Here is a 20541-nt window from a genome sequence, read left to right as displayed (position 1 = left end):
CGCCCCCGGTAGGTAGGTTGGAGGAGCTGACGGCCGACGGGAGGGCGATGACACCGGGGACCGCCGAGAGCGCGGCGCGCCTTCTCCTCGACCTGGCCGCCCGCGCCGCGACCGACCCCCGCGCCCTGGAGTGGTTCCTCGGCGCCGAGGCCGTGGCGGCGGCCGAGGAAGTGCGCGCCCGGACCGCCCTGCCGGATGGAAGCGTGTGGACCCTCGGGGCCCTCGCCCTCGGCCACGCCGAGTGGTCGCGCTTCCTCGCCGTCCACGAGGCCGACCCGGTGGCCCTCGGCGCCGCCGTCCTCTGGTTCGCCGCGCTCGACGGCCTCGCCCCGGAGCAACTGCCCTACGGGGTGCGCCCCCTCCTCGCGACCCTCTCCGGCGGACCGGACGGCGCCGCCACCGAGCCCGGCCTCGCGTACCAGGCGGCGGTCGGGATGACCGTGCTCTTCCAGCAGGGGCTGGCCCCGGGCGCTCTGCCGCTCGCCGAGACCCTGTTGTGCCACGCCGCCGCCACCGCGGGCGAGGGCAGCCTCGAACAGGGCAGCTACCTGTCCGACCTGGGGCTCGTCCTCCTCTACGCCACCCAGGCCGGCGCCGGACCGCAGGCCCTCGCCGCCGCCGACGAGGCGTCCCGCGCCGCCGTCCTCTGCGCCCCGGGCCCCCGCGACGAGCAGGCCCGCCGGCACGGCAACCTCGGCCATGTCCTCCGGCACCGGGCCGAGGCGACCGGCGACCCGGACGCCGTCCGGGAAGCGGTCGCCGAGCTGCGGACGGCGGCGGAGCTCACCACCTGGAACAACCCGAGCCGCGCGCAGCTCGGCGCCACCCTCGGCTCGGCCCTGTGCGCGGCGGCCAGGATCCTGGACGACCCCGCGCTCCGCCAGGAGGGCGTCACCCGGCTGCGCGACGCCCTCGCCGAGCCCGACGTCCCGCTGCCCTCCCGCGCCTCGTTCCTCTCCGATCTGGGCGTCGCCCTCGTCCAGGGCTCCCTGCAGGACCGCACGGCGTACGAGGAGGGCATCGCCCTCTGCCGCGAGGCCGCCGAAGCCGCGCCCAGCCCGTACGAACGCACCGTGTACCTCAGCAACCTCGGCCTCCTCCTGGGCGGCCACGCCGTCAACACCGGGGACCCGCAGGCCCTGGAGGACGCGTACGCGGGCGCCCGGGAGGCCCTGGCCGGGGCACCGGACGGGCATCCCGTCCGCGCCCAGGCGCACTGGGTCCTCTCCCGGGTCCTGGACGCCCGGTACGGCGCGTCCGGCAGCCCGCAGGACCTGGCGGACGCCGTCGCCCACGCCCTGCCCGGGATGGCGGGCCTGCCGCCCGGCGACCTGGCCCGGCGCATGCTGCACGCCGACGACCTGGCCGACCTGGTGACCAAGCGGGCCCTCCGGCAGACCCGGGCCACCGTGCCGGAGAGCGACCCGGCCGGCCTGCGGGCCCCGGCCGCCCTGATCCGCGCCCTCGCCGGGGACCTGCCGCCCCGCTCCCCCGAGCGCGCCCGGGTCCTGGCGGCGCTCGGACGCTGCCTGCGCCTGTCCAGCGACCCGGCCGATGTGGACGAGGCCGTCGGCCGCTTCCGCGAGGCGCTGGCCCTGCCCTCCCCCGACGACGGCTTCGAGGCCGCCACCCGCTTCGCCCTCGGCGCCGCCCTGGCCCACCGCGCGGGCCCGGACGAGCGGGCGTGGCGGGCGGGCGCCGACGCGATGCGCGGGGCGCTCGCGCTGTTCCCGCCCGGCAGCCGGGCCTACTGGGAATGCCACACGGACTTCGCGAACGTCCTCACCGCCCGGGCCGACGAGACGACCGGCGTCGAGCTGTACGAGGAGGTGGTGCGCCTCCTCCGCGAGGAGTTGGCACACGCCCCGCTCCCGCGCACCGAGCACTCCGCGGTCCTGTCGAACCTCGCCCTCGCCCAGCTGAAGACCGCACTGCGCTCCGGCCGCCCCGAGCTGATCACCGAGGCGGTGGCGTCGCACCGCGAGGCCGTGGCCCGGTCCTCACCGGACGACCTGCTCCACGCCCACCAGCTCCTCTGCTTCGGCGAGGCCCTGCTCGCCCGCGCCGAGTTCTGCTCGGACACCGCCGCGCTGCGGGAGGGCGTCGAGGTCCTGCGCCGGGCGGTCGCCGTCTCCGACGAGGACACCTACGGCGGGTCCGCCTGCCGCACCGCGCTCGGCGACGCCCTGCGCAACCTCGCCCGGCTCGCCGCCGACCCCGTCGCCCCGCTGGAGGAGTCCGTCGACCGGCACCGGGAAGCCCTGGTGATGGTCCCGGGCCCGCCCGACCCCGTAAGCCTGCTCGGCCTCGCGAACAGCCTCTACGCGCTCCACCGCTGCACCCGGGACCCGCGCCAGGCCGACGAGGCGGTGTTCCAGTTCCGGGCCGCCCTGCGCGCGCTGACCCCGGCGACGGCCGAGTCGCGCGGCTCGATCCTGCTCGGCCTGGGGGCCCTCCAGTGGCTGCGGGCCCGCCACACCGGCGACGAAGCCCTGCTGGACACCGCCGTCGAGACGCTGCGCGAAGCGGTGTCCTGCGCGCCCCGCGCCCGGATCGCCATGGCGCTCACCAATCTGGGCGGCGCGCTCATGGACCGGGGGCGGCGCACCGGGAACCGGGCCTGGATGGCGGAGGCGGTGGCGGTGCTGCGGCGGGCGCTCGACCTGAGCCTGCCCGGGGCCATGGAGCGCAGGCTCCACCTGAACAACCTCGCCGAGGCACTGCGCCACTGGGGCGATCTCACCGGCGACACCACGGGCCCCGAGGAGGCGATCTCGCTGCTGCGCGAGGCGATGGCGGCGGAGACCGGCGACCGGGAGGGCGGCGAGTGGGCCGCGATGAACCTCGCGGACCTGCTGACCGACCTCGCCCGGGCGAACGGCGACGCCGGCCTGGCCGACGAGGCCCGCCGGCTGCTGGAGCACACCCTGGACCGGCTCGGCGAGGGCCATCCCGCGCGTTTCTTCGCGCTCCAGAAGCTCACGATGGCCTGTCACGCGCGCGTCCGCCTCGCCGATGACCCGTCCGGGCCGGCCGCCCGCGAGGCGTGGACCCGCGCGGCCGAAGCCGCCCGCGCCTCCCTCACCGGCCTGTCCGATGACGACCCGAGCCGCACCCTCTCCGCGGTGCTGCTGGCCATGGCGCAGCTCAGCCGCCACGCCCTGGGCGAGTCCGTCGACCTGGCGGAGGCCCTGCGCCTGGCCCGCGACGGCGCCCGCAGCCCGGTCGCGCACCTCGTGGCCCGGGTCGAGGCCGGGCGCGTCTGGGGGCTGGCCGCGCTGCGGACGGGCGACCACGCCGAGGCCCTGGAGGGCTACGCCTACGCCGTGGGGCTGCTGCCCGGCATCGCGCCGCGCGGCCTCGCCCGCGTCGACCAGGAGGCCCGCCTCGGCGGTACCGACGGCCTCGCGAGCGACGCCGCCGCGCTGGCCCTCGAAGCGGGCGACCCGGAACGCGCGCTCGCCTTGCTGGAACAGGGCCGGGGCGTGCTGCTGGGCCAGGGCCTGGAGAACCGCGCCGACGTGTCACGGCTGCGCGCCGTCGACCCGGCCCGCGCGGCAGAATTCGAGCACGTACGCGGCGAGTTGAGCGCGCCGGCCGCGTTCACCCCCGCCCCGGACGGGCCGCCCGGGGCGGGGGAGAGCGCCGAGGCCCGCCATGCCCTGGCCCGCCGCTGGGACCGGCTCCTCGCCGAGGTCCGGGAGCTGCCGGGCCTCGCGGACTTCCTGCGCCCGCCCTCCGTCCCGGAGCTGCTCTCGGCGGCAGAGGGCGGCCCGGTCGTGGTCGTCAACGTCAGCACCTACCGCTGCGACGCCCTGGTCGTGACCTCCGCCGGGATCGACGTGGTCCCGCTGCCCGGCCTCACCCGGGACGCCGTCGCCGGGTGGGCGGCGGATTTCGTCGACGGCGTCGACACGGCTTACGGCGCACACGGCACGGACGAGGCCGTCGCCATGATGCGCACCCTGTCCGGCAGGCTCGGCCTGCTCTGGGACACGGTCGCGGAGCCCGTGCTCGGCCGCCTCGGGCTCGATGCCGCACCGGCCGCCGGGAAGCCCTGGCCCCGGCTGTGGTGGTGCCCGACCGGCCTGCTGTCGTTCCTGCCGCTGCACGCCGCCGGGCGCGGCGGGCCGGACTCCGGCACCTGGGTCATGGACCGTGCCGTCTCCTCGTACACCCCGACCGTGCGCGCCCTGGCCCGCGCCCGCGCCGGGCTCACCGCCGGTGTCCGGGGCGTGCGGCCCGCGCCGCTGGTCGTGGCGCTGGCCGAGACGCCGGGGGCCGCGCCGCTGCCCGGAGTCGCACGCGAGGCGGAGGTGCTGGCGGAGCTGTTCCCGGGCGGGCGGCTGCTGTCCGGGGCCGAGGCGACGGTGGACGCGGTCGGCGGGGCGCTCGAAGCGCACCCGTGGGTCCACTTCAGCTGCCACGGGGTCAGCGAGCTGCTGGCCCCGTCCCGGAGCGGCCTCGTCCTGCACGACGGCCGCCTCACCGTCTCCGACGTGGCCGCCCGCCGCCCGGCGGCCCCGGAGCTGGCCGTGCTCTCCGCCTGCTCCGCGTCCCGGGGCGGCACCCGGCTCTCCGACGAGGCGGTGCAGCTGGCCGCGGCCTTCCAGCTCGCCGGGTACCCGCACGTGATCGGCACGCTGTGGCCCGTCGCGGACAAGCTGGCGCCCCGGGTGACCGAGGCGTTCTACGCGGCCCTCGCGAAGGACGTCTCCGGCGGCCACCCCATCGGCCCGGCCGCCGCCCTGCACGCCGCGATCCGGGCCCTGCGCGACCGCTACACGGCCGCCCCGCACCTCTGGGCGGCGCACATCCACACCGGGCCGTGAGGCCCCTCACTCCTCGTCCGGCTCGCCCTGCTCCACCGGTCCGCTCATCACCGACCCCGAAGGCCCCTGCGGCAGTTCGTCCGGCTCGGCCATGAGGCGGGTGGGCCGGTACGTCTTGGTGGAGGAGAACTCCACCACCCATTCCGCGAGTTCGTCGTCACTGCCCGGCTCCGGTTCCCGTTCGCTCACCGTCGTCCGCTCCTCTCACCACCGGCTGCCGCCGCTCGGGCGGCAGCAGCACCTCCAGTACGTCGATCTCCTCCGCCCGTACGTACACGCCCCCGGTGCCGGGGACCCGGCCCACGAAGCTGCCGTCCGGCGCCATCCGGTACTGGGCCTCCAGATAGAGGTCCCCGCTGTGCGGATACGCCGATGCGGCGGACCGGGTGCCCAGCCAACCGCCCACCCACAGACCGCTCTTGAGCCGTACGCGCACGAAGCAGGAGTCGCGCCCCCGGAACAGCGCGTCCCAGGCGGTCGGTGTCGGCTCGTACCGCGCCCGTGCGTCCCGCCGCCGCCAGGCGGCCTCCGCCCAGGCGAGCGCGGCCGGTACGGCGACGATCAGCAGCAGCGCGGCGAGACCCGCCTGCCGGGGCTGCCGGGCCACGCCCGCGAGGGGCCCCTCGCCGTCGCCGAGGAGCAGCCGCAGCAGCCAGGGCCCGGCGGCCACCACGTACACGATGTCGAGCAGGGCGCCCGTGGCGATGGCGCGTACGAGGCGGTTCTGCGGCTCCTGCTCGGCGGCGAGGGGGCCGCGCAGGCGCTCGCGGACGGCCTGGTGGAAGACGCCGGGCAGCACGAGGATCAGCAGGATGGTCAGTTGCTGCACCGTTCCCGGGACCATCGTGGTGCCGCACCCCCGTGCCGTGTACGTGCCCGAACCTGCCTCCAGGATGGCGCACCGGGCGTCCCCGCGTCAGGGGTTCCGGGCCCTCAGCGCTTGCGGCGGCGGCGCCCGAGGAAGAGCACGAGGGCGAACGCGGCGAGCACGACGCCGCCGGTGAGCGTGCTGCCCTTCACGGGTACGCCGTTCCCGCTGTCGGCCGTGTCCTTCACCCCGCCGGCCCGGTGCGTGGACCCACCGCCCCCGTCCCCGGTCTTCTTCAGGTCCACCCGTACGACACTGCTCCGCTCGCCCTCGGAGCCGTACATCAGGGCGGAGCCGTCCGCCGTGTACGTCACGGACTCGGACTGCGGGAGCAGCGGCGACTCGACGTCGTAGTCCTTGCCGAGGCGGCCGTTCGCGAAGGCGTAGCCCCGGGCGCTGAAGTAGGAGCGCAGGACGAGCTCCTTGCCGTCCGGCGAGAAGGCCCCGTCGGTCACCCAGGGGACCTCGCCGACCCGCCGGAAGACGTTGTCGCCGCCGGTGGTGAGCTTCGCGGGCCCCTCGTACAGGCCGCCGCCGTCCTCGTTCTTCGACGCGATGTAGACGCGCCCGGTCTTGGGGTGGACCATCAGCGCCTCCGCGTTGCGCGGCCCGTCGGCGTACTTCACGTCGAACTGGGTGGCCCTGACCGTGGCGTCCTTCAGGGTCTTCGGCTCGGGGAAGCGGTAGATCCAGACGTGGTCCCAGCTGCCGTTGAGGTTGTCGCCGATGTCTCCGACGTAGACGTTCCCGTCCGGCCCGATCGAGATCGCCTCGACGTCGCGGGGGGCGCCGACGCCCTTCATGGTGATGGTCGCGACGGTCCTGCCCGTACGCGAATCGACCGCGAAGACGTACGGACCGTCGTCGCTGTCGTTGTGCGTCCAGTAGATCCCCGGGTGCAGGCGGCTCGCGGCGAGGCCGCTGGACTCGGTGATCCGGGGGTCCTCGATGGTGAAGCTCCGGTCGGCCCCGTCGTCGGCGAGCGCGGGGGCCGGGGCGAGGGCGAGGAGGACGGCGGCACCCAGGAAGGACGTCATTCGGTACGAACGCATGGCACAAGTGTCCATCGTCACCTACCGGCGCGTAGCCAGGATCCGCCATGATGACGCCATGCGTTTCATGTGTGTCGGCGATTCCATGACCATCGGACGCGCCGGCGACTTCACGTGGCGCTACCGCATGTGGCAGCACCTGGAGGCGGCGCCGGACGGCCCGCACGAGCTGGTGGGCCCGCGCACGACCCTGTACGACGCGGCTACGGGCACGGCGTCGGCCTCCGCGTACGCCGCCGACGACTTCCCGCCCGCCGCCCGCCGCCACCTCGCGGGCTGGGGCGAGGGCTGGCTCCACATGGCCCCGCTGATAGCGGACGCCGTGACCGCACACCGCCCGGACGTCCTCCTGGTCTCCCTCGGCCTGATAGACCTGGGCTTCTACACGGACAGCGCGCAGACGGCGGAGAACGCCCACGCCTTCCTGACAGCGGCCCGCGAGGCGAACCCGCACATCCGCGTGGTGCTGCTCCCGGTGATCCCGAACATCCGCGCGGAGACGGACGCGCCGTTCGCGGCGGAGTGCGCGCACTTCAACACGCTCCTGGCGAAGACGGTGGCCGACCTCTCCACCCCGCCGTCCCCCCTCCTCCTGGCCTCCCACCCTCCGACGTACGACATCCACACCTCCACGTACGACGGCACCCACCCCAACCCCACGGGCGAACACCACCTGGCGGCGGCCTTCGCGGACGCGATGCACGAGGCCTGGGGCGTGGGCGGCCGGTACGCGGGCGCGGCAGCGACTGTTTCGGGAACCCGCTGAGGTCGTCGACGCTCCTCAGAAGCCGTCGATCCCGGTGACGTTCCCGAACCTGCGCGATGAGGGCGAGTTCAACGGGACGGGCTTCCGCATCCGGATCCGTTCGTCCTTCCGCCGGTCCGCCTGGATCGTCACGACTGGTACTTCAGCGGCTCGGGCTTGCCGATCCCCGTGAAGGGGTCGCGCCTGACGTCCTCGTCGACCCCCGCCGTCACCCCGACGGCTTCGCCCGTACGTGCATCCGCTCGCCCTGCGGTCCGAACAGGCTCAGGAACTCCACGGGGTCCGGCCCCGCCGCCCCCCACCAGTGCGGGGTGTGGGTGTCGAACTCGGCCGCCTCGCCCGCCGTCAGGACCAGGTCGTGGTCGCCCAGGACCAGCCGCAGCCGCCCCGACAGGACGTACAGCCACTCGTATCCCTCGTGGACCCGCTGCTCGACCGGGCCGGTCGGGCCGGTCGCCCCCGGCATGACCTGCTTGTACGCGTTCACGCCGCCCAGATGCCGGGTCAGCGGGACGAAGGTCATCCCGTGGCGCTTGAAGGGGCGGAACGTCACGCGCGGATCCCCCGTGTCCGGCGCGCCGACCAGTTCGTCCAGCTGGACGCCGTACGCCTTCGCCAGGGGCAGCAGCAGCTCAAGCGTCGGTTTGCGGCCGCCCGATTCCAGGCGGGACAGCGTGCTGAGCGAGATGCCCGTCGTCTCGCTGAGCTGCGTCAGCGTCGTCCCGCGCTCGGTCCGCAGCGCGCGCAGGCGGGGGCCGACGCCCGTCAGGACGGCGGCCAGGTCCTCGTCACCCATCGGATCAGCCATGGTTCCATTTGCCGACCCGGCAACGCCCCTTGTCAAACGGTGTCGCCCTCCGCCGGGCCGATCATCGCCATCGACAACCGCGTGAACTCACTGGTCAGCCAAGACGGCGGCACCTGCCGGGGCCGCCGCCCGTGGTGCGCGAGCAGCTCGTCCACCGACCGCGTCAGCACCTTCACGACGACCGCGAGGTCCCCGTCCACCCCGTGCCCCCGCGTCCGGGCCCGTTCCGACTCCGCCGTCAGGAACTCCACCCACACCGAGCGCCACATCGTGAGGTGCTCCTCCATCGCCCGGCTCACGCCCAGCACCTCCACGAAGGCCACCCGCGCCGCCTGCGGGTCCCGCGTCACCGCCCGGACATACGCGTCGAAGAGCCTGCGGACCCGCTCCTCGGTCGGACACGTCTCCATGCCCTCCGCCGCCAGCTCCGCCTGCGCGGCCTGCATCCCCGCCATCGCGACCTCGTCGTAGAGGTCGGTCAGCAGCGCCTCGCGGGAGGCGAACTCGCGGTGGAAGTCCCGCACTTCCACCTGCGCCTCCGCGCACAGGTCCTCGACGGACGTGTAGGCATAGCCGTACACCGCGAACAACGTCCGCCCCGCCGCCATGAGTTGCGCACGCACCCGCGCGGGGTCGCGCACCGCTCGTACGCCGTCCCAAAGCTCCACCACGGTATCCACCACGGGTCCTCCTCAGTCCGTATCGCCCCCGGCCACCACTGTCCCCGTCCCGCCGCATCCACGGCAAAGACCGCCACACCGCGAACGGACGTGCGCCTCAGTGCGCTGCGAGGTTCGCCTCTCGAAGGCCCTCGGACCCGGTGCTGCGAGCACCCCCGGGCGGCACCCCGTGTGCGCGAGTCGCACACGGAGCGTAACGACGCGATCAACGTACAGCAGAGATTCCGTCCGACACCACCTTGGTTACCAGCTCGAACAGAAGTGCCGTATCCACGAACGGATCCTCGGCCGTCGGCTCCGAACGCCAGTCCAGCGGATACGTCAGCCCGCGCAGCGCGGGCACGCCCACGAAGTCCGAGCCCTTCCGCACGAGCGCGTCCACGCCCGCCGGCCAGCGGTAGGCACTCGCCGTGCCGGGCTCGACCAGGAAGTACATGCTCCGCATCCCGATCCGGGAGCGGATGACCGGGCCGGCCTGAAAATCCGTGAACTGCATGATCTCGTAGGAGACTTGCTCGCCGAGTACGCCGGAGATCCGGACCGCGTCGAAGTGAATGCCCGCGTGTCGCAGGGCGTGGCCGCTGGCGGGGATCCAGGTGGGCACCGGGTTCGGTGAATTTTTCGGTTCCATACGGTAAGCGTCGGCGTCCGCACTTACCGTGACCAGGGACACAAGGCGTCTGTGCACTGCTGTGCACTTGGAGGTAGAGCTGTGCACCCCAGTAATACCAGCGGCAGCACCCCCCGTATGTTCGGTGCGCTGCTGCGCCACTACCGCGACCGGGCGGGACTCTCGCAAGAAGCGCTAGGGCTCCGGATCGGCTTCTCCAAGTCACAGGTGGCGATGGTGGAGAGGGGGCAGAGGCCGCCGAGAGGGGACTTCATCCCCAAGGCGGATTCGGCGACGGCCGCGAACGGCGCGTTGCTCGTTGCGGCGGTGGAACTGAAGTTCAGCAGCGTGGCGACTTGGTTCGAACCGTTCGCCGACGAGGAAGCCAAGGCCGTAGCACGCTACGAGTACGAGTGCCATGTGGTGCCCGGACTGCTGCAGACCGAGGAGCACGCACGCGCTGTGTTCCGTCAAGCCTGCCCACCCCTGGACGACGACGCGATCGAGACACTGGTAGCCGGACGTCTGGCGCGGCAGGCCCTGCTGACACGCAGGCCTCTTCCGGACATCAGCTTCGTTCTCGAACCCAGCGCGCTTCTGCGTCCCATCGGTGGGCGCGATGTGCACAGGACCCAGCTTCAGCACATTCTTGAGATCAGCCAATTACGACATGTGCAGCTCCAGGTCATGTCCCCCCAGCGGGAGACGCACTCGGGCCTGAGTGGTTCCTTCGTCCTGCTGGAGACCGATGATCGGCGGCGGCTGGCTTACCTGGAGGTACAGGACCGCAACTTCCTCGTCAGTGAACAGGCCCACCTGGGAGACCTGTTCGCCAAGTATGGGAGGCTGCGGACCGAGGCTCTCGGACTTGAAGAGTCGCGCGAGTGGATCAAGCGGACGATTGAAGGACTATGAGTACTGACCTCAGGTGGCTCAAAAGCAGCTACAGCGGCGAAGGTGGCGGCAACTGCGTCGAGGTCGCCCTCTCCTGGTCCAAGTCCAGCTACAGCGGCACGAACGGCGGTGACTGCGTAGAGATCGCCACCTGCCCGCACACCGTCCACGTCCGCGACTCCAAGGACATCACCGTCCCGGCCCTCTCCCTCTCCCCCGACGCCTGGGACACGTTCATCCGCCACACCGCCGCGTAACGCGGCACTACACAGCGTCGCGGGCCGCGAAGACCTCACGCGCGGCCGTGAGGCCGTTGAGCGCGGCCGGGAAACCGGCGTAACCGGCCATCTGCGTGATGATCTCCACGGCCTCCTCCCGCGTGCCGCCCACGTTGAGCAGGCCGTGGAGGTGCACGCGGAGCTGCGGGCCGACCGTGCCGAGGGCGGTGCAGAGGGCGACGGTGACGAGTTCGCGGGTCGGGAGGTCGAGGCCCGTACGGGAGTAGACGTCGCCGAAGGCGAATTCCAGCAGGTAGCGGGCGAGGTCGGGCGCGATGTCCTTGAGGGAGTCGATGACCTGCTGGCCCGCGTGCCCGTCGATGTCGGCGAGGGCCTGCTGGCCGCGTACGAAACGGTCGCCGTCCGGGGCGTCGGAGACGGGGACGAGCGCGGGCTCGTCGGGGCGGGACTCGAAGACCTCGCGGGCGGCGGTCAGGCCGTTGAGGGCGGCCGGGAACCCGGCGTACACGCAGACGTGGATCAGCACCTCCACGATCTCCTGCCGCGTGCAGCCGACGTTGAGCGCGCCGCCGATGTGGAAGCGGAGCTGCGGCGCGGCGTTGCCCATCGCGGCGAGGGCGGCGACGGTGCCCAACTGGCGCTGGCGGCGGGTGAGTCCGGGGCGGGTGTAGATGTCGCCGAAGCCGAATTCCACGATGTAGCGGCCCATGTGGGGGGCGATGTCGGCGAGGCCGTCGATGACGGCGTCCTGGGCGCCGTCGGCGACCTCGCTGAGGGCCGCGTAACCACGCTCGTACCGGTCGTTCTGCTGTTCGGTGTTCATGCGGTGAACGTTAGGAGTTGGAGTGCACTCCAACGCAAGCGCGCCCCGCGAAAACGAGTGGGCGGGGGGTGGGGGCGGCTGCGATGATGCCCGGATGGACGTGCCGAACCCGATCGATCTGGACGCCTGGCCGCGCCGGGAGCACTTCGCACATTACCGGCGGCGGGTGCCGTGCACGTACTCGATGACGGTGGAGGTGGACGTCACGGCGTTCACGGCCGCGCTGCGGCACTCGCCGCGCAAGTCGTACGTGGCGCAGGTGTGGGCGCTGGCGACGGTGGTGAACCGGCACGAGGAATTCCGGCTGTGCCTGACGGAGTCGGGTGACCCGGCGGTGTGGCCGGTGGTGCACCCGGCGTTCACGGTGTTCAACGCGGAGCGGGAGACGTTCGCGTGCGTGTGGACGCCCTATGACGCGGACTTCGGGGCGTTCCACGAGGCGGCGGCGCCGCTGCTGGCTGAGCACGCGGAGGCCACGGAGTTCTTCCCGCAGGGCCCGCCCCCACCGAACGCGTTCGACGTGTCGAGCCTGCCGTGGCGGGCGTTCACGGGCTTCAACCTCAACATCCGCGACGGCTACGACCACATGGCCCCGATCTTCACGCTGGGCCGGTACGTGTCGCGCGACGACCGCGTCCTCCTCCCGCTGGCGGTGCAGGTGCACCACGCGGCGGCGGACGGCTTCCACACGGCGCGCCTGGTGAACGAGCTGGAGACGCTGCTCGCGGACGCGGAAGGGTGGGTGTAGCGCCACGCCCAAGGGCTACTGGATGAGCTCCTACCGCACCGTCTCCGACCCCGAGCGCCTGGCCGCGTACAACGTCCTGGCCGGAGCAGCGGTCCGCGCGGGCGGCGGCCGCCGCCTCGTGGTCGGCGGCCGGGGCGGCGGGAGCCGGGCGCGGCGCTCTCTTTCGAGTGAAGGTTTCCCGGCCGCGTCCGGGCGTCAGCCCCGCAGTTCCGCGATGTCCTCCTCGGTCAGGACCAGGTCGCGGGCCGCCATGTTCTCCTCCAGGTGGGCGAGGTTTCCCGTACCGGGGATGGCGAGCAGGGTCGGGGACGAGGCCAGGAGCAGGGCGAGCTGGACCTGGGCCGTCGTGGCGTTCAGGCGGTTCGCGACCTTTTCCAGGCGGGTCGTGTCCAGGGGGGTGAAGCCGCCGCCGAGGAGGAAGAACGGGACGTACGCGATGCCGGCGGCCTCGCACTCCTTGAGGAGGGCCAGGTCGTCCGCGTACGGGTTCTGGACGCAGACCACGGGGGCGATGGCGCGGGCCTCCGCGAGCTGCGCGGCGTCGATGTTGCTGACGCCGAGGTGGCGGATCAGGCCCTCCTCGCGGAGGGCGGCCAGGGCGGTGAAGCGTTCGGCGACGGACTCGCCGCCGGGGCCGCTCATGCCGCCGACCCGGAGGTTGACGACGTCGAGCCGGTCGACGCCGAGGGAGGTCAGGTCCGCCTCTACCAGGGCGCGCAGCTGGTCGGGGGTCGCCTGGGCGCTCGGGTGGCCGTCCGGGCCGGGCAGGGGGCCGACCTTCGTCACGATGACCAGGTCGTCGGGGTAGGGGGCCAGCGCCTCCCGGATGAGGTCGTTGGCGCGGACGTCGCCCCGGGCGTAGAAAGCGGCGGTGTCGATGTGGTTCACGCCCAGCTCGACGGCCCGGCGGAGGACCGCGATGCCGTTCTCCGGGGTGCGGGCGGGGCCGTCGAACGTGCTCATGGGCAGGCGCATCGCGCCGAAGCCGAGACGGTCGACGGTGAGGTCGCCGCCGAGGGCGAAAGTGGTGGTCGTCATGGATTCATGCTCTCCGGGGGCCTCGGGGCGGCCCAGCGCGTGGCAGGTTGCTGCCACGCGTGCGCCAGACTGGCGGTATGCGGAACGAACAGATCTTCTCGGTCCACGGCGACGCGGAGCTGCTGACACGCGCCGGACACCTCCTCGAATCCGCCCGCACCGAGTTCCTGTGCGCCGCCCGCACCCTCACGACCTGGCCCCGGCCGGAGACCTGGACGACCCCCGGCCCCGGTTTCACCACCCGGAAGCTGCTCACCCCGGCGGCCCTGGCGGACGAGGCGACCCGCGAGCACCTGCGGCTCGTGCTGGACGCGGGCGCCCAGGTGCGCATCACCGACGCGGAGCTCCCGCACGAGACGATCATCATCGACCGCCGTGTCATGATCCTGGCCGGCCGCGAGTCGCCCACCGGTCGCGAATACTCGGTCACCACCGCGAAGACCATGATCGACGGGGTGCATTCCCTGTTCGACGCGATGTGGGACCGGTCGGCGGACTACGGCGCGTACCTCGCCACGGACACCCCGCAGCTGACCACGGACGCCCGCCGCATCCTGGAGGCGCTGAGCACGGGCCGCACCGACGACTCGGCCGCCCGCCACCTCGGCCTCTCCCTCCGCACGTACCGCCGCCGCGTGGCGGAGCTGATGGTCACGCTCCAGGCGGCGTCCCGCTTCCAGGCGGGGCTGCGGGCGGGCGAGATGAGGCTGCCGGGGACGCACTGACCCCGGGGCGCCGGAAGGCACCCCGGGGGGTGCGGGTCAGGAGAGGCAGCCCGCGTTCGTCGGCCCCATCGAGGTGATCGTGTGCGTCACCTGAATGGTCTGGCCCGGAGACAGGGTGAAGTTGTACTCGGCGTCGACGCAGTACAGCTTCGACGTGTCGTTCGAGATGGTGGTGACCTCGGTGGGCCGCAGGAACGTGTAGTCGTCCCCGTCGGCGACGTACACCGTCGGCGTGTAGATGTCGTTCGTGGTCATGCAGATGTAGCCGTCGATGTGGCAGGGCGTGGCGTCGGCCGTCGCCGCCGTCGCCGCGCCCGAGCCGAAGGCGGTGAGGCCGGCCAGGGTGGCACCGACCAGGACTCCGCGCATGACGTTGTGTCGCAACATGAGGGTGTTCCTTTGCTGTTGGGCGCGAAGGGTGACCGCGCTCTCCGAACTCCGCCGTTCCGCTTGGGGGTTGCTGCGAACCGGCGCCGATCGGACGCTAGGGAAAGCCCGTTACACGTGCGTTACGGAACCGCCAGCGTGCGCACGACGCAGAACTCGTTGCCCTCCGGGTCCGCCATGACCACCCAGCTGCGGCCCTCGCCCTGGCCCACGTCCACCCGGGTGGCGCCCAGGGCGAGGAGGCGGGTGACCTCGGCCTCCGTGGAGCAGTCGATCGGGCTCACGTCCAGGTGGAGGCGGTTCTTGACCGCCTTGGTCTCCGGAACCCGCTGGAAGTAGAGCGTCGGCGGCATCTGGCGGGACCGGATGTCCTCCGCCGTCGGGTCCCAGGAGCTGATCTCGACCATGTCTTTCCCGCGGTCGAGCACCGTGAAGCCCAGCACCTCGCACCAGAAGGCCGCCAGGCGCTCCGGGTCGTGGCAGTCGACGCTCAGCTCAGTGAACCTGCTGGTCATTCCGCAGCCTTCCGTAGGGTGAATTCATTGCCGTCCGGGTCCAGGAGCACCCCGTCCGGTCCGCGCCGCGCGCCCAGACCGACGAGGCGGGCGGTCTCCGCCTCCGCGTTCCCGTCCGGCGGGAGCGTCAGCTCGAAGTACAGGCGGTTCACGTCCGTCTTCTCGTTGACCGGCGGCCCGCCCCAGGTGAGCTTCGTGCCGCCCTCCGGGGACTGGACCGCCGTCTCCTCGTCCTGGTCCCAGACCAGCGGCCAGCCCAGGGCCTCGCTCCAGAAGTAGCCCACCGCCTGGGTGCCGTCGCAGGCGACCGCGCCGATCACCCCGGTGTCCGCGAGGAACGAGTTGCCGGCCTCGATCACGCAGAACTCGTTGCCGTCCGGGTCGGCGAGGACGATGTGGCCCTCCTCCGGGGTCTGGCCGATGTCGATGTGCCGGCCGCCGAGTTCCAGCGCGCGGGCCACCGTGTCCCGCTGGGCCTCCGGGGTCGCGCTCGTCAGGTCGAAGTGCGCCTGGTTCTGCCGGGTCTTGGGCTCCTGGCTCTCGGTGAAGCGGAGCGCGAGACCCCCGCCGTCCGGGAGAACGACGACCGTGCCGTCGCCGGACAGCTCCCCGTGCAGGAGCCCGGCCCAGAAGCGGGCCAGGTTCGGCGGGTCGGTCGCGTGGAAGCCGATCGCTGAAAGGCGGGGCGTCATGTAGAGGTGGGGCGGCATGTGCCGTACGTCTCCGATCCGTTGGCGTGCGCCCGCGCATACTAGGGACCGCGTACGGGAAGGGCATCCTGATTTCCGGGACGCCCCCGGTCCGGCGTCACCCGCGCCGTCACCGGCAGGTGGTCGCTCCCCGTCGCCGGCAGCGTGCGCACCCGGCCCACGGACGCCTCCCGCGCCATCACCTGGTCGATCCTCACCAGCGGGAAGGACGCCGGGAAGCTGAACGCGAATCCGCGCTCCGGGACGTTCAGCCGGGACGTCAGGGGGCCGGTCCCCCGGTCGTCCACCGTGGCGTTGAAGTCGCCCAGCACGATCACCGGGCCCGTGGTCTCCGCGTCGAGCGCCCGGCCCAGCAGCCGGGCGCTCTCGTCGCGGCGGGCGGTGCCCAGGCCGCCCGCGCCGAGCCGGAAGGACGGCAGGTGCGCCACGTACACCGCGACCTCGCCGTGCGGGGTGCGGGCCACCGTGCGCAGACCCCGGCTCCACGGCCCCGCGACGGACTCCGGCTTGATGTCCACGGCCCGGGTGCCGCTGAGGGGGTGCCGCGACCAGATCCCGACCGTGCCCCGGACCTCGTGGAACGGGTAGCGCGCCGCGAGTCCGTTCTCGTACGCGGGCAGCGCCTCCGGGACCAGCTCCTCCAGCGCGATCAGGTCGGCGCCCCGGGCCGCCAGCGCACGGGCCGTGCCCGCCGGGTCCCCGTTCACGTCGCTGACGTTGTGCTGCACGACGACCAGGTCACGCGGGCCCGGGTCCGCCGCCGGGAGCAGCAGCCCGCCGAATGCGTACGCCCACGCCACCACCGGCAGGACCGCCGCAGCCAGTGCGAGTGCCGACCGGCGCAGCACGGCGAGGGTCAGCAGGGGCACGACGGCGAGCCCGAGCCAGGGCAGGAACGATTCCAGCAGGCTGCCGACGTGGCCGGGGGTGTTGGGGACGAGGCCGGGGGCGACGAGGAGGAGCGCCGTCAGGGCGCAGAGGGCGGCGAGGACCTTGCCGCGCCGCCAAGGGCCGGGGCGAGGGGCCCCCTCTTGAACGCGCCGCCTCGCCGCACGCCTCCCCAGCACGCTCACGCCCGCCCCCGGCTCCCCGACTTGCGCAGCCTGGACCGGACCGCGCGCTGCGCCACCGGGCCCAGACCCTCCAGCGCGGCGGCCAGCGCGGCGAGTTGGTCGAGGGAGGCCAGGGCCCGTTCGGCGCCGGACGGGTCGACGCCCTCGTAGAGTTCGAGGCCGACGAAGGCCGCCGAGGCCGCCTTCGCCAGACCCGGCACATCGACGAACTCGGCGAGCGGTGTGCCCGCCAGGACCCGGCCGAGGACCCGCTCGATCTCGTCGGTCCAGAGGGCGAGACCGGCCGCCGTGGCCGCCGCGAGGCGCGGTTGCGTCTGGCCTCCGGCGAGCAGCTGGCCCAGCACGGCGACCTGGCCGCCCGCACGCTCGGAGGCGTTCAGCTCACGGGCCACGACGAGGAGTTCGCCCAGCGAGCGGACCGCGTCCAGGCGCTCCCGGTAGGCGGCGAGGCGCTGTTCGGCGCCGTAGCGGCAGGCGGCGGCGAGCAGGTCGTCGACGGTGCCGAAGTGGTAGAAGACGAGGGCCTGGTTGACACCGGCGGTCGCGGCGATGCTCCGCGCGGAGGTCTTCGCGATGCCCTGCTCGGTGAGCGTGGCGAGGGCTCCGGCGAGGAGCTTGTTACGGGTGTCCTCGGCGGAGGACGACCGCGCGGCCTTGCTCCGGGGTTCCCCGCTCATGCCCGTACCTCCTCGCGTACCGGACGCAGATCCTGCCGTATCCCGCGCGCCGGTGCGTACTCCGCCGTGAACGAGCCCTCGTAGCCGAAGAGGGGGCCGAAGCGGCGGTTGGTGACGCGGACCTGGATGCGGAAGCGGCCCGCCGCCTCGTCGTACGACTCGCGGACGACCGCGTCGCCCCCGATCAGATGCGGCACCCGGGCGTCCACCGGGCCCTCCCGGAAGCGGTGTTCGCCGGAGCGGATGACGAGGGCGCCCGCGTCGTCCACCGCGAGGTGCAGGTCGGTGGCGAGGTGCTGGTGCGTACCGAGGTAGTCCACCACGCAACCGCGTTCCGGGCTGTGGACCATCGTCGCGTCGAAGCGCCGGGGCCCGTCCGGGAAGGCGAACGTCCTGACGAAGGTGACCGTTTCGCGGCCGAAGGAGTCCGTGAAGGGCACGTTCTCGATGGTGAAGGGGATGTCGCGGCCGGTGCGCGGGACCAGGATGTTGCGCGTGCCGCCCAGCGCGAGGAACGGCCGCACCCACGGTCCGCCGTGCCAGACGCGGTCCATGACCCCGCGCCCCGTACAGGACTCGCCGCTGTCCAGGCCGACGGAGAAGCGGCGCCGGATGCGGGGGTGGAGGCGGTCGAAGTCGGCCCCCAGGGCCTGCCGGAAGATCGAGTTCACGGGTGCTCCAAGCGGTCGAGCAGGGCGGGCGGGGCGGCGGCGGTCGCGGCGTCGGGGCCGCGCCCCGGCGGGCGGCGCAGGCAGCGGCGGGCCGCCGGGGTGCCGGGCAGCGGCGGCAGCAGGAGGGCGGCGACGAGCACCGGCACGGCGGCGGGCAGGGCGATCCAGGCGGCGAGCGCCACCGCAGCCGACCGGGCCGCCACCTCCCCCAGGGCCCGCCACAGCGCCCGCTCCGGGGTGGTCCCGCGCTCGCACCACAGCCGCAGCCGGTCGAACGACCAGGCGGTCGCCCAGCCCATCAGCGGCCGGAAGAGGAAGCGGTCCGCGAACCGGCCCCAGCGCGGTGCGTAGTCGTACCCGGTGAAGAAGCGGAGGCCGCCCTCCGCGAGGGGCACGTAACGCCAGTAGCCCCGCCCCTCCGTGAGGAACGACAGCGGATGCGCGCAGGCGAACCGGAGCGCCGACGTCCGCGTCCCGTCCGGCCGGTGGCGCTCCCCGGCCGAGATCCCGGTGCCGGAGACGAAGAACCCCGGCAGCACCCGCACGCCGTACGTGAAGCGCTGCGGCTCCCCCTCCGCACCCGGCAGATACGCGATCCGCGTGAACCGCAGATCCCAGCGCTGATGCCGCGCCGGGTCCTGGGTGCGTTCCCAGACCAGGTCCAGGTCAACCGCTATCCGCGCCTCGATGTACAGGCCACCGCCCACGATCCCCCACCCCCCTCGGGCCGATTGAGCAGTCGCTCAAATCGCAACGGTGCAGACAGTAAAGCAATTTGAGCGACCGCTCAAGTGGCGGTACGGGTCGCCGCCAGTGGAGGGACGCGGGCGCGTGCGTGCGGGTGGCCCACGGCCCCGCCGCCCGGGGCCGCCGGAAGCACGGACTTACGTTCCCGGGCATGAAACGGACCTCTGCCCTCGCTACGACGGCCTGCCTCCTGTGCCTGGCCGCGACCGCCGTCCCCACCGCCCCCGCCGCGGCCGACTACTCCGGCAACCCGCTGGCCGGGGACAACGGCTTCGGGGTGCTCGTCCAGGACGACGCCGTCCTCGGCAGTACGGAGGCCGAGGGGCCGGTGGCAATCGGCGGGAACCTCACCTACGGGCCGGGATACAACGTCGCGCTGAACACCCCCGGCACGTTCACCGCGCCGGGCGACGACCGCCCGACCGCCCTGCTCGTCGGCGGCAGAATCGATCATGCGGCCAGCTCGCCGCAGGGCGTGCTCCAGGTCCTCAGCGACGGCTACGTGAAGGTCGGCGACCCGACCGGCTCGTCGGTCCTGGACGAGGACTCCAACGGCGCCGAGGTGAATACCCGCATCGTCGCCGAGGGCGCGGGATACGACTCGACGCCCCGCGTCCAGGAAACGGTTCACCAGCCGGTCGAGTCCGTCACCGACACGACGGGCCTGCCGGATCTCGACGCCCTCTTCGCGACCTTCCGCGACCGCTCGGACGCCATCGACACCTGCGACACCAACGTCGTCCTGCGCGACGCGTCCGGCACCCCGCTGCCCGACCAGACGGGCTTCCCCGCCGGGACGAGCGCACACATCACCCTCACCGAGGGCGGGACGAACGTGCTCCGGCTGACCGGCGAGCAGCTGAACAACCTGTCCGAGATCACGTTCGACAACCAGCCGGACGCGACGACCCCGTTCGTGGTGGACATCGACACGACCGGCACGAACAGCACGTACGTCTGGCACATCCCGAACCTCGCGGGCGTCTCCGGCGACCAGGCCCCCTACATGCTGTGGAACTTCCCCGACGCCACCGACATCACCATCGCGGACGGCGACTCGCTGGAAGGCACCATCTACGCGCCCCGCGCCCACCTCACGGACCTCGACGCGTCCAACATCGAGGGCACGATCGTCGTACGGGAACTCACGGCCGGACCGCTCGGTGACGGCGGTACCCCGGTGAACGCGGGCGAGATCCACCAGTTCCCGTTCGCCGCCGACATCGACTGCGACGGTACGGGCCCCGCCCCGTCCCCCAGCCCGACGGACTCCACGCCTGCGCCCACACCCACGCCGACTCCGAGCCCCACGGACTCCATGCCCACGCCGACTCCGAGCCCCACAGCCTCCATGCCCGCACCCACCCCGACGCCGACCCCAAGCCCCTCAGACTCCACCCCGGCACCCACCCCGAGCCCCACAGCCTCCATGCCCGCACCCACCCCGACGATGTCGCCCCCCGGCCCTTCGCCGACGGACAGCTGCCCCCCGCCGCCTCACCCGGACCACGGCGGCCACGACCACCGTCCGCCGCACGGCGGCCACGACCACCGTCCGCCGCACGGCGGACTGGCCGACACGGGGACATCCACCACTCTCTACGCGGCGGGCGGCGCCTTCGCGCTGGCGACGGCGGGAATCTTCCTGCTGGGCCGCAGGCGCAGGCCGAAGCACTGA

General features: G+C 73.3%; 22 protein-coding genes and 1 pseudogene. 8 read left to right on the top strand and 15 right to left on the bottom strand.

Going from position 1 to position 20541, the window contains the following annotated elements:
* Positions 1–47 precede the first annotated feature (47 nt).
* Positions 48–4832 carry a CHAT domain-containing protein gene (locus ACFZAT_RS00205; RefSeq protein ID WP_391257965.1) on the top strand — a complete coding sequence of 1595 codons (4785 nt, stop codon included), beginning with the start codon at positions 48–50 and terminating at the stop codon, positions 4830–4832.
* 6 nt (positions 4833–4838) lie between these two features.
* Here the strand turns inward: ACFZAT_RS00205 and ACFZAT_RS00200 are convergent, their stop codons facing one another.
* From ACFZAT_RS00200 to ACFZAT_RS00190, 3 genes are all read right to left on the bottom strand, one after another.
* Complete coding sequence (locus ACFZAT_RS00200; protein ID WP_391257962.1) at positions 4839–5021, bottom strand: hypothetical protein; 183 nt, start codon at positions 5019–5021, stop codon at positions 4839–4841.
* Positions 4990–5661, bottom strand: a complete 672-nt coding sequence (locus ACFZAT_RS00195) for a DUF6338 family protein (RefSeq protein ID WP_391257958.1) — start codon at positions 5659–5661, stop codon at positions 4990–4992. Before ACFZAT_RS00195 ends, ACFZAT_RS00200 begins: the two co-directional genes overlap by 32 nt.
* A gap of 104 nt (positions 5662–5765) precedes the next feature.
* Positions 5766–6752 carry a WD40 repeat domain-containing protein gene (locus tag ACFZAT_RS00190; protein ID WP_391257956.1) on the bottom strand — a complete coding sequence of 329 codons (987 nt, stop codon included), beginning with the start codon at positions 6750–6752 and terminating at the stop codon, positions 5766–5768.
* Positions 6753–6810: 58 nt separating this feature from the next.
* On the opposite strand from ACFZAT_RS00190, the gene ACFZAT_RS00185 reads away from it, so the two are divergent.
* The gene (locus ACFZAT_RS00185; RefSeq protein ID WP_391257953.1) at positions 6811–7518 is read left to right on the top strand and encodes a GDSL-type esterase/lipase family protein; all 708 of its coding nucleotides are present in this window, start codon (positions 6811–6813) and stop codon (positions 7516–7518) included.
* Positions 7519–7726: 208 nt separating this feature from the next.
* Here ACFZAT_RS00185 and ACFZAT_RS00180 read toward each other — a convergent pair whose 3' ends face one another.
* The 3 genes from ACFZAT_RS00180 to ACFZAT_RS00170 form a co-directional block, all read right to left on the bottom strand.
* Positions 7727–8314 carry a helix-turn-helix domain-containing protein gene (locus ACFZAT_RS00180; protein ID WP_073964641.1) on the bottom strand — a complete coding sequence of 196 codons (588 nt, stop codon included), beginning with the start codon at positions 8312–8314 and terminating at the stop codon, positions 7727–7729.
* Between the two features lie 44 nt (positions 8315–8358).
* A complete protein-coding gene (locus ACFZAT_RS00175) occupies positions 8359–9009 on the bottom strand; it encodes a TetR family transcriptional regulator (RefSeq protein ID WP_391257950.1) in 651 nt (216 codons plus the stop codon).
* A gap of 202 nt (positions 9010–9211) precedes the next feature.
* On the bottom strand, positions 9212–9610 hold the full coding sequence (locus ACFZAT_RS00170; RefSeq protein WP_391260114.1) for a hypothetical protein: 399 nt from the start codon (positions 9608–9610) through the stop codon (positions 9212–9214).
* Between the two features lie 144 nt (positions 9611–9754).
* Between ACFZAT_RS00170 and ACFZAT_RS00165 the strand changes: the two genes are divergently transcribed.
* Positions 9755–10531 carry a Scr1 family TA system antitoxin-like transcriptional regulator gene (locus tag ACFZAT_RS00165; protein WP_391257947.1) on the top strand — a complete coding sequence of 259 codons (777 nt, stop codon included), beginning with the start codon at positions 9755–9757 and terminating at the stop codon, positions 10529–10531.
* Entirely contained in the window at positions 10528–10767 is a 240-nt protein-coding gene (locus tag ACFZAT_RS00160) for a DUF397 domain-containing protein (RefSeq protein ID WP_391257944.1), read from the top strand. The genes ACFZAT_RS00165 and ACFZAT_RS00160 overlap by 4 nt, the downstream gene beginning before the upstream one ends.
* Positions 10768–10774: 7 nt before the next feature.
* On the opposite strand, the gene ACFZAT_RS00155 is transcribed toward ACFZAT_RS00160, so the two are convergent.
* Positions 10775–11572 (bottom strand): carboxymuconolactone decarboxylase family protein, encoded by a 798-nt coding sequence (locus tag ACFZAT_RS00155; protein WP_391257941.1) that lies wholly within the window; start codon positions 11570–11572, stop codon positions 10775–10777.
* Positions 11573–11666: 94 nt separating this feature from the next.
* Here ACFZAT_RS00155 and catA point away from each other — a divergent pair, with 94 nt between their 5' ends.
* Positions 11667–12320: a type A chloramphenicol O-acetyltransferase gene (gene catA, locus ACFZAT_RS00150; protein WP_391257939.1), complete on the top strand. Its 654-nt coding sequence runs from the start codon at positions 11667–11669 to the stop codon at positions 12318–12320.
* 22 nt (positions 12321–12342) lie between these two features.
* Positions 12343–12453 (top strand): annotated as a pseudogene (locus ACFZAT_RS00145) (DUF1330 domain-containing protein); the annotation flags it as partial.
* A 62-nt stretch (positions 12454–12515) separates the two neighbouring features.
* Here the strand turns inward: ACFZAT_RS00145 and ACFZAT_RS00140 are convergent.
* Positions 12516–13358, bottom strand: a complete 843-nt coding sequence (locus tag ACFZAT_RS00140) for an oxidoreductase (protein WP_391257936.1) — start codon at positions 13356–13358, stop codon at positions 12516–12518.
* A 77-nt stretch (positions 13359–13435) separates the two neighbouring features.
* Here ACFZAT_RS00140 and ACFZAT_RS00135 point away from each other — a divergent pair, with 77 nt between their 5' ends.
* Positions 13436–14083 carry a DNA-binding response regulator gene (locus ACFZAT_RS00135; RefSeq protein ID WP_391257933.1) on the top strand — a complete coding sequence of 216 codons (648 nt, stop codon included), beginning with the start codon at positions 13436–13438 and terminating at the stop codon, positions 14081–14083.
* A 36-nt stretch (positions 14084–14119) separates the two neighbouring features.
* Here ACFZAT_RS00135 and ACFZAT_RS00130 read toward each other — a convergent pair whose 3' ends face one another.
* From ACFZAT_RS00130 to ACFZAT_RS00100, 7 genes are all read right to left on the bottom strand, one after another.
* Positions 14120–14470, bottom strand: coding sequence for a hypothetical protein (locus ACFZAT_RS00130; RefSeq protein WP_391257930.1), 351 nt, complete (start codon positions 14468–14470; stop codon positions 14120–14122).
* Positions 14471–14592: 122 nt separating this feature from the next.
* The gene (locus tag ACFZAT_RS00125; RefSeq protein WP_391257927.1) at positions 14593–14985 is read right to left on the bottom strand and encodes a VOC family protein; all 393 of its coding nucleotides are present in this window, start codon (positions 14983–14985) and stop codon (positions 14593–14595) included.
* A complete protein-coding gene (locus ACFZAT_RS00120; protein WP_391260111.1) occupies positions 14982–15677 on the bottom strand; it encodes a VOC family protein in 696 nt (231 codons plus the stop codon). The genes ACFZAT_RS00125 and ACFZAT_RS00120 overlap by 4 nt, the downstream gene beginning before the upstream one ends.
* 59 nt (positions 15678–15736) lie before the next feature.
* Positions 15737–16762, bottom strand: coding sequence for an endonuclease/exonuclease/phosphatase family protein (locus tag ACFZAT_RS00115; RefSeq protein ID WP_391260109.1), 1026 nt, complete (start codon positions 16760–16762; stop codon positions 15737–15739).
* A gap of 2 nt (positions 16763–16764) precedes the next feature.
* Entirely contained in the window at positions 16765–17445 is a 681-nt protein-coding gene (locus tag ACFZAT_RS00110; RefSeq protein WP_391257924.1) for a TetR family transcriptional regulator, read from the bottom strand.
* Entirely contained in the window at positions 17442–18116 is a 675-nt protein-coding gene (locus tag ACFZAT_RS00105) for a DUF4166 domain-containing protein (RefSeq protein WP_391257922.1), read from the bottom strand. The genes ACFZAT_RS00110 and ACFZAT_RS00105 overlap by 4 nt, the downstream gene beginning before the upstream one ends.
* Positions 18113–18823, bottom strand: a complete 711-nt coding sequence (locus tag ACFZAT_RS00100; RefSeq protein WP_391257919.1) for an SRPBCC family protein — start codon at positions 18821–18823, stop codon at positions 18113–18115. Before ACFZAT_RS00100 ends, ACFZAT_RS00105 begins: the two co-directional genes overlap by 4 nt.
* 191 nt (positions 18824–19014) lie before the next feature.
* Between ACFZAT_RS00100 and ACFZAT_RS00095 the strand changes: the two genes are divergently transcribed.
* Complete coding sequence (locus ACFZAT_RS00095) at positions 19015–20541, top strand: collagen-binding domain-containing protein (RefSeq protein ID WP_391257916.1); 1527 nt, start codon at positions 19015–19017, stop codon at positions 20539–20541.

Source organism: Streptomyces sp. NPDC008163 (assembly GCF_042956885.1).
GTDB lineage: Bacteria > Actinomycetota > Actinomycetes > Streptomycetales > Streptomycetaceae > Streptomyces > Streptomyces drozdowiczii_A.
The sequence above is the reverse complement of the archived record's forward strand: the minus strand, read 5'-3'. Positions and strand labels throughout refer to the sequence as shown.